This window comes from Sphingomonas gellani (genome assembly GCF_900110035.1).
Lineage (GTDB): Bacteria > Pseudomonadota > Alphaproteobacteria > Sphingomonadales > Sphingomonadaceae > Sphingomonas > Sphingomonas gellani.
The window spans coordinates 25,046-37,886 of record NZ_FOCF01000006.1 but is presented as its reverse complement, the minus strand read 5'-3'; the positions used below and the strand labels follow the sequence as shown (position 1 = coordinate 37,886).

The following is a 12,841-nucleotide window of genomic DNA, read 5'->3' as shown; positions in this document are numbered from 1 at the left end:
CGGGCGGGATGAAGCCGGTCATCTTCGGCCTGTCGGGGCCAGAACTCACCGCCGACGAGCGATCCTTCTTCGCGGAAGCGGAACCCGTCGGGTTTATCCTGTTCCGGCGCAACATCGTCGATCGGGTACAATTGCGGGCGCTGACGGATGCGCTGCGGGCGCTGACGGGGCGCGACGACCTGCCGATCCTGATCGATCAGGAGGGTGGACCGGTGGCGCGGATGGGGCCGCCGCACTGGCCGGCTTTTCCCGCCGGCCCGGCGTTCGACCGATTGTACGAGATCGCGCCGATGTCCGCGATCGAGGCGGCGCGGGCGAATGGTCAGGCGCTCGGCTTGATGCTGGCGGATGTCGGCGTTTCCGTGAACTGCCTGCCCCTGCTGGATGTGGCGCGCGCCGAAACGACGGAGGCGATCTCCACCCGCGCATACGGCCATGAACCGATGCGGGTCGCGGCGCTGGGACGCGCGACGCTGGAGGGCATGGCGGCAGCTGGGGTGGTCGGGGTGGTCAAGCACATGCCGGGTCACGGCCGCGCCCTGGTCGACTCGCACCACCTGCTGCCGACCGTCACCGCCGGGGACGCGGAGCTGGAGGAGGACATCGCCCCGTTTCGCGCCCTGGCCCAGGCGCCGATGGCGATGACCAGCCACATCGTCTACGAGGCCTGGGACAAGGAGCGCCCCGCGACCCTGTCGCCCCGTGTGATCGAGGATGTGATTCGCGGCCGCATCGGTTTCGACGGCCTGTTGATGACCGACGACATCGACATGAAGGCGCTCTCTGGCACGGCCGGCGAGAAAGCGGCGGGCGCGATCGCCGCGGGATGCGACGTGGTGCTCGACTGCTGGGCGCGGATGGACGAGATGGTCGAGATCGCCGGGCGGCTCGATAGCATCGCGGCAAAGGGGGAAGCGCGGTTGGCACGGGCGATGGCCAGTGTCGGCCCGCCGACCGGGGACATTGCGGCGTTGACCGAGACGCGGGACCGCCTGCTCGCGCTGGCGAACTGAGCGGGGCGCTTCCCCATGGGGCGACTCCGCTCTAGCGTCCGCGCATGGCCGACGATGCGCTGACCCTGGATCTGGACGGTTGGGAAGGGCCGCTCGACCTGTTGCTGTCGCTGGCGCGTACGCAGAAGGTCGATCTGACGCGCATCTCCATCCTGCAACTGGTGGAGCAGTATCTGGCCTTTATCGACCGGGCGCAGGCGCTGAAGCTGGAGGTCGCGGCCGATTACCTCGTGATGGCGGCGTGGCTCGCCTATCTCAAGTCGGCGCTGCTGTTGCCGCGCGATCCGACGGTGGAGCCTAGCCCGGAGGAGCTGGCGGCGCGGTTGCAATTGCGGCTGGAGCGGCTGGGCGCGATGCGCGACGCGGGCGCGCGCCTGCTGGCGCGGGACCGGATGGGCCGCGACGTGTTCCTGCGCGGCGCGCCGGAGGGGCTGCGCATGGTGCGCCATGCGCGCTGGCAGGCGGAAATTTTCGACCTGATCGCCGCTTATGGTCGTGTAACCGCCCGCACCCGCCCGGTCATGCACGTTGTCGCCGACCGTCAGGTGATGACGCTGGACGCTGCGCTGGAGCGGGTGTCCGCGCTGCTGGGCATCGCGGTCGACTGGCAGGTGATCGAGCGGTTCCTGCCGGAGGCGGAGGGGCGGCTGCGCAAGTCGGCGTTGGCGTCGAGTTTCCTCGCGGCGCTGGAACTCGCGCGGCAGGGGCGGGTGGAACTGCGCCAGCAGGAGCCGTTCGCACCCCTGTACCTGCGCCGCCTGTCATGACGCCCGCCGACCCGATCGTCCGCGCGGTGGAGGCGGTGTTGTTCGCCGCGACCGAGCCGCTGTCGGCGGAGACGATCCGCGGCCATGTCGGGCAGGATGTGCCGGCGGGCGCGGTGCGCGCGGCGCTCGACCGGCTGGCGGACGATTATGCCGGACGCGGCATCGCGCTGGTCCGACGTGGCGAGCGCTGGCATTTCGAGACGGCGGGCGACCTGGCGCACCTGCTCCGCCGCGATCGGGAGGACTCCCGTCGCCTGAGCCGCGCAGGCATCGAGACGCTGGCCATCATCGCCTATCACGAGCCGGTCACGCGCGCGGAGATCGAGGCGATCCGGGGCGTGCAGACCGCCAAGGGTACGCTGGACGTGCTGATGGAGGCGGGGTGGGTCCGCCCCGCCGGCCGGCGCGAGGTGCCGGGTCGGCCGCTCACCTTTGCCACGACCGCCGGCTTCCTGGATCATTTCGGGCTGGCGAGTCGCCGTGACCTGCCGGGCATAGAGGACCTGCGCGCGGCCGGATTGCTCGACCCCGTGCCGGCGGAAATTAACATCGACGAGGGGGAAGACGGCGAAGCGGCTTTGCCGGTGGCAATGGACGACGATCGCGACTAGATAAGCCATAGCCTTCAGGAGTGTAACGCCATGGGCAGCTTCAGCCCCATTCACCTGCTCGTCCTCGCCATCGTCGCCATCCTGCTGTTGGGCGGGGGCAGGTTCTCCAACCTGATGGGCGACGTCGCCAAGGGCGTGAAGAACTTCAAGAAGGGCATGGCCGAGGAAGACGAGCCGCGCAGCAAGCCGTCCCCCCGCATCGAGGCGCAGAAGGCGGCGGAGCCGGCGTTCGACCGCGACGGCAAGCGCGTCCACGACGAAGCTTGATCGCGCGTTCCTTTTTCGACCAAACCGTGCCGGCTGTCCCGGCCTGACGCGGGGCCACAGCGCCGATGCTAGGTATCGACTCCTCCGAACTCCTGCTCATCGCGCTGGTGGCGCTGGTGGTGATCGGGCCCAAGGACCTGCCGAAGGCGATGCGCGTCGTCGGCTATTGGGTCGGACGCGCGCGCGGGGTGGCGCGCCAGTTTCGCCAAGGCTTCGACAACATGGTGCGCGAGGCCGAGCTGGAGGAAATGGAGAAGAAGTGGGCGGCGGAGAACGAGCGCATCATGCGCGAACATCCGCCCACGCCCGCCGAACCGGTCGAGCGTAGCTGGGACAACGAACCCGTGTCCGCAGGGGATGGAGCGTTGCCGCCCCATGACAGCGGCCATGAAGGCGAGGGGCACATCGCGGCTCACGCGGACGAGGACCGCCCGGCCCTTTCCACTCCGGCACCGTTGTTCGTGGACACGCCGCATGTCGAGCCAGCGCCTGCGGACCGCGCCGGTCCACGCGCCGGCTCCGCTCATGGCGACGGAGTGACATCGTGAGCGATCTCGACGACGACACCGTTCGCGACGAACTGGACGACAGCCGCGCACCGCTGCTCGATCATCTGATCGAACTCAGGCGGCGCCTGCTCTACTGCATCGCGGCGATCGTCGTTGCGTTTGGCGTCAGCTACTACTTTGCGGAAAACATCTTCGCGTTCCTGGTCCAGCCGCTGCTGTCGGCGGGTCAGAAGACGGTGATCTACACGCAGATTTTCGAGGCGTTCTTCGTCAAGGTGAAGGTCGCGTTCTTTGCGTCTATAATGATCGCCTTCCCGGTAATCGCCAACCAGCTGTGGCAGTTCGTGGCTCCGGGCCTTTATCGGAAGGAGCGCTTGGCTCTTCTCCCCTTCCTGTTCGCGACACCGGTACTGTTCCTGTCGGGCGCCGCTCTCGCGTATTTCGTCGCTGTGCCGATGGCCTTGCGGTTCTCGCTAGGTTTTCAGGGAAACATCGGCGGGGTTCATCAGGAGGCACTGCCTGCGATCGGCAACTACCTGACGTTCATCATGCAGTTCCTGTTCGGGTTCGGGGCCGCGTTCCTGTTGCCCGTGCTGCTGATGCTGCTGGAGCGGGCGGGCATCGTGACGCGCAAGGGCCTTATTTCTGCCCGGCGCTATGCGATCGTCGGGGCGACGGCCGTAGCGGCGGTTCTGACGCCGCCCGACCTGATGAGCCAGGTGCTGCTCGCGATACCGCTGATCGCGCTGTACGAGCTGGCGATCATCGGCATCTGGTTCACCGAGCGTCAGCGGTCACGCGAGGCGCAGGTGCCGGCGACAACGGACTGAGCTTTTCTCGGCGAATAACGGCGCAAGGTCTTCTCGCCGCGCCCTAACGGTAGAATGACGACGGGCTCCCGCCATCAAAGCAGGAGCCCGTTTCCCGTGTCCGAACAGGACCAGGCGGCCGCCACCCACAAGGCGGCGGCCAAGCCTTTTACTTCGCGTCGTCGGCAGTCTTGGCGACCGTCTTGCCAGCCGAGCTCACGTCGCGACCCATGCCCTCGACCGTGTTGCAGGCGCTGACCAGAAGAGTGCCGGCGACCAGTGCGACACGCAGAACCTTGACCATCTTTGTTCTCCAAAAAGGCAATTGCCACCATCGCAATGTCTCGACCGGGGAAATCGTTCCGCGAGCGTGAGGATCCGGCCAAACTCTCGCTGGGCGGCAGCAAGACGCTCGCTCTGCTCCGAACGCGTAGTCGCGGAGGTACGGCGGAGATGGCGGGAAGGTTTGGCGTGCATTCCCAAAAATGCCAAAAGGCCCGAAGACATCACCGGGGGGGGGGAGGGTGAATGCCTTCGGGCCTATGTCATGGATAGCGAGAGCGGGGGGCACAAGGTCGCTATCCGAAGAGCATAACGGCGATGGGAGAACCCGGTTCCGCGACGAGTTGCAAAAAACATCCGAAAACGTCAGATCAATCACGCCCCAGAATGGCGACGCTGATCTCGAAGGCGCCGCTCAAGGGATCCTGATGGAGCTTCGAACGCAACTGACGGGACAAGCCCTCCAGCACCCGCCCGTAACGGCCGCCGATACGCTCCTTCAGCAGATCGCTTTCGACCAGCGCGCGCGAAACGATGCGGATCGTTCCGCGATCCGGCGCGTCGGCATCCTGGCGCATGGCGACGCGGATCTGGGCGACGGGATCGACGCTCAGCGCGAGTTCGATGGTTTCGGTGATGAGAAACGCGACCGCCACCGCGACGTCCTGATTGACGAACAGCGGTTCGACCTCGAGCGTGATGCCCATACCGTGCGAGCTTTCCGGCGCCGTTGCCCGGATGTTGCCAGCCAGTTCACCGATCATCGCGCGCAGGTTGAGCCCGCGGCTTTCTTCCATTTCAGCGAAGTGGTTGCGGTGCACCACGGCCAGGGCGTCCACCCGCCGCTGGATAGAGGCATAGGCGGCAGCCGCATCGGGGCTGACGGCGCTGCGCGCGTGAAAGCTGATGAGGCTGGCGATCACCTGCAGGTTGTTCTTCACGCGGTGATGGACCTCGCGGGTAAGCTTGGTCTGGCGGACTACACCCTCCGCCAGGCCCGCCTCGTGCACGGCGACCGTGCGGCTGATCGCACGAAAGGTTTCCCCGAGCTCGCGTATCTCCTGGGCGGGCATCTGACGCACGATGCCGGTCTCGATCTCCTCGCCCGGCCGATAGGCGGCGACGCCCGCACGAAGTTGTCGCAACGGGCGGATCAGCAGCCGGTCGACCACGAACCAGGCGATCCCGGCCGCGGCGGCCCACATGACGAGCGGCAACAGCAGCGCGACCACCAGTGACGACGAAATGGGCGCACGGCGAACGCTGCTGCGCAAGGCGAGGTCATCAATGCCGAGGTCGATCATCACCGTCTCGACGCGGTCGAAGGCGGCGCGCTCGCGATCCGGGAAAAGGTCGAGCGCCTCACCCTCCTGCACCAGTTCGGAGGCGTAGATGCTCTCGCGCGTGCTGGGCGTGCCCAGTTGACGCAGGAAGTCGAGCGAGAAGAAGGCGCGGGCAACCAGGTTGCGGCGGGGGCCGGCCGTTTCCAGCACCAACCCCTCGCCCGGAACGATGGCGGCATGGATCGGGCCGCGCGGTGCGTCGCTGTCCATCGCCGCGGCGGCGACGGCCTGGCCGCACAACAGGTGGCCGGAGCGATCGAGGATCGCGAACCGCGTGCCCCGCGCGGCCTGTTGCGCGAACACGCCCTGCGCACGAGCGCAACTGGGGGCATCGCCAGGATCGGCGGCGAGCGCAGCGACGGCGACCCTGAGTGCGCTCATGTCGCCGCCCAGTTCGATGGCGATCGCCCGCGCACTCTCATCGGTTGCGACGCGCAGCCTGGCACGCGTTTCCGCATCGGCCAGCCGCGTGATCTGCAAGGTTGCGACCATTGCGATCAGGGCCAGCGGCAGCAGTGCCGTGCTGATGATCAGGAAGATCTTGATGCCGGTGGGCAGTCGAGCGACCGCGGACAGCGGCCTGCCGGCAGCGGACATGTCCGCCTCGCCTTGGTCGGTGAGAGAGTCAGGCAATTCACCGTCCACCGGGTCGGCAACGGGCCTTGTCAGGGAGGCCATCAGGCCCCCGTCAGTCTAGTTTGCCGAGTAGATCGAGCAGGTCGTCCGGAATCGCCTCGTCAACGGCGCACTGATATACGGACCGCAAGGCGGAACCCATGTCGCGATCCTGTCCGGCCCCGCCGGATGCGGCGTTCTTGTCGGACGTGCGGCGCTGTGTCACCTCCGCCTTTTCCCCTGCCGCCTGTGGAGTGGCAGACGGCTTCATCGGCGTATCGTGGCCCGAACTCAAAGACTTCCCCCTTGCACGGCCACAACGGGCAATAGCATGGCATGAACACGACCCGAACCAGCGCCGGTCCGGCACTCGCATGATCTTGTCGCGCTGAAACCAAATGCCCGGTCGTTGGTTCCCTTGTCGAGCGAAAAATCCGACCATCGGTCCTGAAACGGGCCGGGGAACGACCGACCGCCTCGCCCAATATTGCTTTAAGGAGCGGTCCGGCGCACAGCGTACGGCACGCCTTTCACGGAGTTACACACATCCATGTCGCTGGGACAGCAACTCGCGCCGCATCTTCCATTCCTGCGGCGCTACAGCCGGGCGCTGACGGGCAGCCAGGAGCAGGGCGATCTTTATGTCCGTGCGACGCTGGAAGCGATCGTCGCCGCGCCGACGGAGTTCCCTCGCGACATCGATCCGCGCCTGGGGCTGTACCGTATGTTCCAGGGCATCTGGAATTCGGCAAACTATGACGTCGCGGATGAGCCGTCCGCCGGCGGTGCCGAAGGGCAGGAGGCGGTGGCGCAGGCTCGCCTCGCACGCATGACGCCGCTGTCGCGGCAGGCGCTGCTGCTGACCGCGATGGAGGGGTTCACTCCGGAAGATGCGGCGTTCCTGATCGAGGTCGACACCAGCGAGGTGGAGCGGCTGGTCGCGGAGGCGCTGGCGGAGATCGAGAAGCAGACCCGCGCGCGCGTCCTGATCATCGAGGACGAACCGATCATCGCGATGGATATCGAAACCATCGTCCGCGACCTTGGTCATGACGTGACGGGCGTGGCGGTGACGCGGGACGAGGCGCTGGCGCTGGCGCTGGAGGATCGGCCGGGCCTGGTGCTCGCCGACATCCAGCTGGCCGACGATTCGTCGGGCATCGATGCGGTGAAGGACATCCTGGCCGAGTTCGAGGTGCCGGTGATCTTCATCACCGCCTTCCCGGAGAGGCTGCTGACCGGCGAGCGGCCGGAGCCGACGTTCCTGATCACCAAACCGTTCCAGCGGTCGACGGTGAAGGCGGCGATCAGCCAGGCCCTGTTCTTCGATGAGAGCACGGTGCCGGCGGAGGCATAAGGTAATTACGGACCCAAAACGGATTCCGGGGGTTTGAACGCGCATGGCTGATCCGAACGAGCGCATCCAGATCGAAACCGACAAGGCGCGTGCGGGGGCGACCCCGCACATGACGCGGTACATCCTGCCCATATCCCTGGTACTGGTGATCGTGGTCTTCGCCTGGATCGTTCTGGGCTGATTGCCCTTTTTTGCACGGGGTTTGGCAATGCCCGCCCCGCCCCCTATATTCGGGCGGCGACAATCGTGCGCGCCCTTCCGATCGGATTTCCATGAGCCAAGCCGCAACGCGCAACGAGCATGACGAGGCGGACGCGCCGCCCGTTGAGCACGTGTCGCTGTCCGATCCCGAGTTCAAGACGCAGCTGGCGCAGGTCATTCCTCATCTGCGCGCCTTTGGTCGGTCACTGTCCGGCAGCCGCGATCTGGCCGACGATCTGGTGCAGGAAACGCTGTTGAAGGCATGGGCGGCGCGCAAGCGGTTCCAGGCCGGCACCAACATGCGTGCCTGGACCTTCATCATCCTGCGCAACCTGTACCTCAGCCAGATGCGCCGCGCGCGCTTCAAGGGGGAATGGGACGATCTGGTGGCTGATCGTATTCTGGCCGCTCCCGCGAGCCAGGATCGTCACGTCGAGTTGGGCGATATGCAACGCGCGCTGATGCACCTGCCGCAGCCGCAGCGCGAGGCACTGATCCTGGTCGGTGCGGGTGGGTTCGCCTATGAAGAGGCGGCCGACATCTGTCAGGTGGCCGTCGGCACGATCAAGAGCCGTGTCGCGCGCGGACGTGTGGCGCTGGAAGCGATACTGACGGAGGGCAGGTTGCCGTCGCGCCGGGAGCATGAGGTCGATCCCGATGTCACCGCGCTCGACTCGATCATGGGAGACGTCGACGCGCTCAGCCGCGGACGTTGAAGGGGCGCGCCGCCCTGCGATAGAGCGCTGGGATGGTTGAGCGTGGATAGTCGCAGAAAACGTGAGCCGGCTGAGCGCTTCTCAGCCAGTAACCCGCTTGCTCTAGTGGCGTGTTGTGGCGGTATCGAGTCGCGACAGAAGCGTCCGCAGGTCGTCGGACATATCCGGCATTGCGAAGGCCCCGCGCAGGCTCGCGCCCAAGGCATCGGACTCGCGCGGCAGGGCGACCACCTGGGGCTTTGGTCGCTTCGTGGCAGGGGGCGTCGGCGTGACCATGGGGTCCTGAACGGCCGGAAGCGGCTGCGGTTTCCCACAAAAGCCGTGTCTTTGCGTAAAGTATCATGCCAGCGCTGAACGCGCCCGACTGGGGCGGCGCGGTGATGCGCGCGACGACGTGGTCGCCGTTCCTCGCCAACCTGCTGAACCGCAATTCCGAACAGGCGCAGGCGCTGGCGTCGGGGGACGTCTCCGAACGAATGACGACGGACGCGGACATGCCTATCGGCCGCAGGTTGCGTCTGGAGCGGCGGCAACTCGCGCTGCGCGTCGCCATCGGCGACCTGGCCGGCGCGCTGGACCTGTCGGCGGTGACGGGGCAGCTGACCGGCTTTGCCGATCGAGCGCTGGATGAAGCCATTCGTGCCGCCATCGCGGAGCGGACCCCGGGCGCGGAGCCGATCGGCTTTGCGGCGATCGCGCTCGGCAAACAGGGCAGTCACGAACTCAATTATTCGTCCGATATCGACCCGATCCTGATCTTCGATCCCGACACGCTGCCATGCCGACCGCGCGAGGAGCCGGAGGACGCGGCGGTGCGGATCGCGCGCCGGGTGGTGGAGCTGTTGCAGGCGCGTGACGGCGATGGCTACGTGCTGCGCGTCGATCTGCGCCTGCGACCGTCGCCGGAGGTTACGCCGATCGCGCTGCCGTTCGATGCGGCGGTCAGCTATTACGAAAGCCAGGCGCTGCCATGGGAACGCGCGGCGTTCATCCGGGCGCGTGCGGCGGCGGGCGATCGCGCCCTGGGGGATCGCTTCCTCCAGGCGATCCGTCCGTTCGTTTGGCGGCGTGGGCTCGACTTCGGCGCCCTGCGCGAGATTCGCGATATCTCCGCGCGGATCCGTGACCATCATGCGCAGGGCCAGGTGCTGGGTCCCGGCTTCGATCTGAAGCGGGGGCGTGGCGGCATCCGCGAGGTCGAGTTCTTCGCGCAGATTCACCAGCTGATCCATGGCGGGCGCGACCCGGCCCTGCGCGCACCGGCCACGCGCGATGCGCTGGCACGACTGGCCGATGCAGGGCGCATCGATCCCGTAGAAGCGGCCGCGCTGAGCGACGCCTACACGCTGCTGCGTACGATCGAGCACCGGGTGCAGATGGTGGACGACCGGCAGACCCACGCCCTGCCGACGGGCGCGGCGCTGGACGGGGTCGCCCGGCTTCATGGGTTGGAGGATGGGCCGGAGCTGGTCGCGTTGCTGCGCCCGCATGTCGAGGCGGTGGCGCGCATCTATGACGCGTTGGACGACCGTCGGCGCCCCGCCTTGTCCCGCGATCCGGTGATGCTGACGGAGGCACTGACCGAACAGGGTCTGGCGGACACCGGGGTGGCGGAGCGGATCGGCCATTGGCGGGCAGGCGTCTATCCGGCGCTGCGCAGCGCGGCGGCGCGGGAGGCACTGGAGGCGGTACTGCCCGTGCTGATCCCGGCCCTGTCCGGTGCGCCCAACCCGCGTGAGGCGGTGACGCGCTTCGACCGGCTGCTCGAACGCCTGCCGAGCGCGGTGAACGTGTTCCGTTTGCTGGAGGCGCGTCCCACGCTGACCGCGCTGCTCGCCGCGATCCTGAGCCATGCGCCGCCACTGGCGGAGGCGCTGGCAAGGCGGCCGGAACTGCTCGATAGCTTGATCGACGCGAGCGCGCTGGACGATGTGCCGCCGGTCGCGGCGCTTGCCGAGGCGATGCGCGGCGGCGACGTGCGCGGCGATTATGGCGCGCGGCTGGATCATGTCCGCCGCGTGGTGGGCGAGGCGCGCTTCGCCTTAGGGACTCAGGTGGTCGCCGGCGCATCCGACCCGCTGGCGGTGGCGGCAGGCTACGCGCGGGTGGCGGAGGCGGCGACCCAGGTTCTGGCCGCAGCGACGGTGGCCGAGTTCGAGCGCGCGCACGGCGTGGTCCCGGACAGCGAGCTGGTCATCCTGGCGCTGGGCCGGTTCGGGGGCGGGGCGCTGACCCATGCGTCCGACCTGGACCTGATCTACCTGTTCACGGGCGATTTCGCGCGGGAGTCGGACGGGCCGAAGCCGCTTGGCGCGACGCTCTACTATAACCGGCTGTGCCAGCGGGTGACGGCGGCGTTGTCGGTCGCGACGGCGGCAGGGCCGCTCTATCCGGTCGACACGCGGCTGCGTCCGTCGGGGGCGGCGGGGCCCATCGCGGTATCGCTCGATTCGTTCGCGCTGTACCAGCGTGAGCAGGCATGGACATGGGAGCATATGGCGCTGACCCGCGCCCGGCCGGTGTTCGGGTCCGAGGCTGCGCGCGCTGCGGTGGAGGAGGTGATCGCCCGCGTGCTGAGCGGCGAGAGGCCCGCGCGTGACATCCGGGCCGATGCACGCACGATGCGGGGCGACATGGCCGCGCACAAGCCGCCGCGCGGCCCGCTGGATGCGAAGTTGTTGCCGGGCGGGCTGGTCGACCTGGAGTTCGCGGTCCACGTTGCTCAGCTGACCGGCCGCGTCGGGCTCGATCCGGATCTGGGCCGCGCCATCGCTCAGCTGGTCGGGGCGGATCTGCTGCCGGAGCCGATGGCGGCGGCGCATGACTTCCTGACACGGATGCTGGTGACGATGCGACTGGTCGCACCCGATGCGACGGAGCCATCGGCAGCGACGCGGGTGCTGATCGCGGGCGCGGTCGGTGCGGGCGATTGGGAGGACGTGGTCGCCAGATTGGATCGAACGCGACAACAGGTGGCGGCGGTATGGGCCGCCGTGTCGGAGGAGACTGCATGAACGAGGGCGACACGATGCCGGCGATCGCGATGGTGCTGGCGGACAGGACACGCATGGCGCTGTCCGACCTGCCCCTGCCGGCGGTGATCTATTTCTATCCCAAGGACGATACGTCGGGCTGCACGCGTGAGGCGCAGGACTTTTCCGCGCTGGCGGAGGCGTTTGCCGCCGCGGGAGCGAGCGTGACCGGCATATCCCGTGACAGTGCCGCCAGCCATGTTCGCTTTTCCGAAAAGCACGGCCTGTCGATCAGGCTGGGGTCTGACGAGGACGGCGCGGTGACGGAGGCATTCGGCGTCTGGGGCGAGAAGACGCTGTACGGCCGCAAATATATGGGTGTCGAGCGCGCCACCTTTCTGTTCGGCGTCGACGGGCGGGCGGTCCGCATCTGGCGAAAGGTGCGGGTCGCGGGCCATGCCGAGGCGGTGCTGGAGGCGGTCCGCGCGTTGCAGACCGCACCATGAGCGGGGCGACGCCTCAGACGATCGCGGAAGCATGCCGGGACGTGCTGGACGCGGCGGATCCGGCGACCAAAGTGAGGCTTGCCCGGCGCACGGCGCGTCAGTGGCGCCGCGGGCTGCTGGCGTGGCGGTTCGACATCGCAATGCCCGTCGAACCTGCACGGCCGGCCGAGCCCGAGCTGTTGCCGCCGAACCGCATGCCGAAACGGGGCAAGGGTGGTTCCGATCGCGGGCGCCTCGCCTTGATCCACGCGTTGGCGCATATCGAGTTCGTCGCGATCGATCTGGCGTTCGACATGGCCGGGCGGTTCGGTGCGCACTTTCCGCGGGCGTTCGTGGATGACTGGATCGGAGTGGGTGCGGACGAGGCGATCCACTTCGCGCTGCTCGATCGCCGGCTGAAGCGGTTGGGGAGCCGCTATGGCGCGATGCCCGCTCATGCCGGCCTGTGGCAGGCGGCGACAGGCACCGCCGAGGACGAGCTGGCGCGGCTGGCGGTTGTGCCGATGGTGCTGGAGGCGCGGGGACTGGACGTGACGCCGGAAACGGTGGCCCGGTTCCGTTCGGCGGGCGACGAGACCAGCGCGCGTATCCTGCAACGAATCTATTCCGACGAGATCCGGCACGTGTCGGTGGGGACCCGCTGGTTCCTGCACGGATGCGCCCGCGATGGCGTCGAGCGGCCTGCAACGCACTGGCAAGCGTTGGTTTCACGGCATTTTCGCGGTGGCCTGAAGCCTCCGTTCAACGACTCGGCGCGCGAGTCAGCCGGTCTGACGCGCGATTTCTACGAGCCCCTTGCGTCATCCTGAGACAATCGGTCACAAACCCACTCGTAAGGCGCGGGTCGAACGGCGCCGACAGGGTGGATCAAAT

Annotated in this window: 15 protein-coding genes; 12 read left to right on the top strand and 3 right to left on the bottom strand. The window is 67.7% G+C overall.

Annotation, left to right across the window (positions count from 1 at the left end):
- Window positions 1–8 precede the first annotated feature (8 nt).
- The 6 genes from BMX37_RS12260 (at window position 9) to tatC (ending at window position 3,997) form a co-directional block, all read left to right on the top strand.
- Window positions 9–1,013 (top strand): glycoside hydrolase family 3 N-terminal domain-containing protein, encoded by a 1,005-nt coding sequence (locus tag BMX37_RS12260; RefSeq protein WP_093666048.1) that lies wholly within the window; start codon window positions 9–11, stop codon window positions 1,011–1,013.
- Window positions 1,014–1,057: 44 nt separating this feature from the next.
- Window positions 1,058–1,780 (top strand): segregation and condensation protein A, encoded by a 723-nt coding sequence (locus BMX37_RS12255; protein ID WP_093666047.1) that lies wholly within the window; start codon window positions 1,058–1,060, stop codon window positions 1,778–1,780.
- Entirely contained in the window at window positions 1,777–2,391 is a 615-nt protein-coding gene (scpB, locus tag BMX37_RS12250) for an SMC-Scp complex subunit ScpB (protein ID WP_093666046.1), read from the top strand. Before BMX37_RS12255 ends, scpB begins: the two co-directional genes overlap by 4 nt.
- Window positions 2,392–2,421: 30 nt before the next feature.
- Window positions 2,422–2,658: a twin-arginine translocase TatA/TatE family subunit gene (locus BMX37_RS12245; protein WP_093666045.1), complete on the top strand. Its 237-nt coding sequence runs from the start codon at window positions 2,422–2,424 to the stop codon at window positions 2,656–2,658.
- Window positions 2,659–2,723: 65 nt separating this feature from the next.
- Window positions 2,724–3,206, top strand: a complete 483-nt coding sequence (tatB, locus tag BMX37_RS12240; RefSeq protein WP_093666044.1) for a Sec-independent protein translocase protein TatB — start codon at window positions 2,724–2,726, stop codon at window positions 3,204–3,206.
- Window positions 3,203–3,997: a twin-arginine translocase subunit TatC gene (tatC, locus tag BMX37_RS12235; RefSeq protein WP_093666043.1), complete on the top strand. Its 795-nt coding sequence runs from the start codon at window positions 3,203–3,205 to the stop codon at window positions 3,995–3,997. Before tatB ends, tatC begins: the two co-directional genes overlap by 4 nt.
- Before the next feature lie 148 nt (window positions 3,998–4,145).
- Here the strand turns inward: tatC and BMX37_RS12230 are convergent, their stop codons facing one another.
- The 3 genes from BMX37_RS12230 to BMX37_RS12220 all read right to left on the bottom strand — a co-directional run bounded on the left by BMX37_RS12230 (window position 4,146) and on the right by BMX37_RS12220 (window position 6,487).
- Window positions 4,146–4,280: an entericidin A/B family lipoprotein gene (locus BMX37_RS12230; protein ID WP_093666042.1), complete on the bottom strand. Its 135-nt coding sequence runs from the start codon at window positions 4,278–4,280 to the stop codon at window positions 4,146–4,148.
- A gap of 349 nt (window positions 4,281–4,629) precedes the next feature.
- Window positions 4,630–6,279: a sensor histidine kinase gene (locus tag BMX37_RS12225; protein ID WP_425288459.1), complete on the bottom strand. Its 1,650-nt coding sequence runs from the start codon at window positions 6,277–6,279 to the stop codon at window positions 4,630–4,632.
- 10 nt (window positions 6,280–6,289) lie between these two features.
- Window positions 6,290–6,487, bottom strand: coding sequence for a NepR family anti-sigma factor (locus tag BMX37_RS12220; protein WP_093666041.1), 198 nt, complete (start codon window positions 6,485–6,487; stop codon window positions 6,290–6,292).
- 279 nt (window positions 6,488–6,766) lie between these two features.
- Here BMX37_RS12220 and BMX37_RS12215 point away from each other — a divergent pair, with 279 nt between their 5' ends.
- The 6 genes from BMX37_RS12215 to BMX37_RS12195 all read left to right on the top strand — a co-directional run bounded on the left by BMX37_RS12215 (window position 6,767) and on the right by BMX37_RS12195 (window position 12,777).
- On the top strand, window positions 6,767–7,573 hold the full coding sequence (locus BMX37_RS12215) for a response regulator (protein WP_093666040.1): 807 nt from the start codon (window positions 6,767–6,769) through the stop codon (window positions 7,571–7,573).
- A gap of 43 nt (window positions 7,574–7,616) precedes the next feature.
- Window positions 7,617–7,754: a hypothetical protein gene (locus BMX37_RS18840; protein ID WP_170841958.1), complete on the top strand. Its 138-nt coding sequence runs from the start codon at window positions 7,617–7,619 to the stop codon at window positions 7,752–7,754.
- Between the two features lie 91 nt (window positions 7,755–7,845).
- The gene (locus BMX37_RS12210; RefSeq protein WP_093666039.1) at window positions 7,846–8,490 is read left to right on the top strand and encodes a sigma-70 family RNA polymerase sigma factor; all 645 of its coding nucleotides are present in this window, start codon (window positions 7,846–7,848) and stop codon (window positions 8,488–8,490) included.
- Window positions 8,491–8,831: 341 nt separating this feature from the next.
- Complete coding sequence (locus BMX37_RS12205) at window positions 8,832–11,504, top strand: bifunctional [glutamine synthetase] adenylyltransferase/[glutamine synthetase]-adenylyl-L-tyrosine phosphorylase (RefSeq protein WP_093666038.1); 2,673 nt, start codon at window positions 8,832–8,834, stop codon at window positions 11,502–11,504.
- The gene (locus BMX37_RS12200; protein ID WP_093666037.1) at window positions 11,501–11,968 is read left to right on the top strand and encodes a peroxiredoxin; all 468 of its coding nucleotides are present in this window, start codon (window positions 11,501–11,503) and stop codon (window positions 11,966–11,968) included. The genes BMX37_RS12205 and BMX37_RS12200 overlap by 4 nt, the downstream gene beginning before the upstream one ends.
- Complete coding sequence (locus tag BMX37_RS12195; RefSeq protein ID WP_093666036.1) at window positions 11,965–12,777, top strand: ferritin-like domain-containing protein; 813 nt, start codon at window positions 11,965–11,967, stop codon at window positions 12,775–12,777. The genes BMX37_RS12200 and BMX37_RS12195 overlap by 4 nt, the downstream gene beginning before the upstream one ends.
- The last annotated feature ends 64 nt before the right edge of the window (window positions 12,778–12,841 follow it).

What these genes read in the sequence shown, in the direction of transcription:
- BMX37_RS12230 (WP_093666042.1), bottom strand. Translation starts at nt 4,280, where the DNA reads ATGGTCAAGGTTCTGCGTGTCGCACTGGTCGCCGGCACTCTTCTGGTC.
- BMX37_RS12225 (WP_425288459.1), bottom strand. Translation starts at nt 6,279, where the DNA reads ATGGCCTCCCTGACAAGGCCCGTTGCCGACCCGGTGGACGGTGAATTG.
- BMX37_RS12195 (WP_093666036.1), top strand. Translation starts at nt 11,965, where the DNA reads ATGAGCGGGGCGACGCCTCAGACGATCGCGGAAGCATGCCGGGACGTG.
- tatB (WP_093666044.1), top strand. Translation starts at nt 2,724, where the DNA reads ATGCTAGGTATCGACTCCTCCGAACTCCTGCTCATCGCGCTGGTGGCG.
- BMX37_RS12210 (WP_093666039.1), top strand. Translation starts at nt 7,846, where the DNA reads ATGAGCCAAGCCGCAACGCGCAACGAGCATGACGAGGCGGACGCGCCG.
- BMX37_RS12205 (WP_093666038.1), top strand. Translation starts at nt 8,832, where the DNA reads ATGCCAGCGCTGAACGCGCCCGACTGGGGCGGCGCGGTGATGCGCGCG.
- BMX37_RS12245 (WP_093666045.1), top strand. Translation starts at nt 2,422, where the DNA reads ATGGGCAGCTTCAGCCCCATTCACCTGCTCGTCCTCGCCATCGTCGCC.
- BMX37_RS12220 (WP_093666041.1), bottom strand. Translation starts at nt 6,487, where the DNA reads ATGAAGCCGTCTGCCACTCCACAGGCGGCAGGGGAAAAGGCGGAGGTG.
- BMX37_RS12260 (WP_093666048.1), top strand. Translation starts at nt 9, where the DNA reads ATGAAGCCGGTCATCTTCGGCCTGTCGGGGCCAGAACTCACCGCCGAC.
- BMX37_RS12200 (WP_093666037.1), top strand. Translation starts at nt 11,501, where the DNA reads ATGAACGAGGGCGACACGATGCCGGCGATCGCGATGGTGCTGGCGGAC.
- BMX37_RS12215 (WP_093666040.1), top strand. Translation starts at nt 6,767, where the DNA reads ATGTCGCTGGGACAGCAACTCGCGCCGCATCTTCCATTCCTGCGGCGC.
- BMX37_RS12255 (WP_093666047.1), top strand. Translation starts at nt 1,058, where the DNA reads ATGGCCGACGATGCGCTGACCCTGGATCTGGACGGTTGGGAAGGGCCG.
- BMX37_RS18840 (WP_170841958.1), top strand. Translation starts at nt 7,617, where the DNA reads ATGGCTGATCCGAACGAGCGCATCCAGATCGAAACCGACAAGGCGCGT.
- scpB (WP_093666046.1), top strand. Translation starts at nt 1,777, where the DNA reads ATGACGCCCGCCGACCCGATCGTCCGCGCGGTGGAGGCGGTGTTGTTC.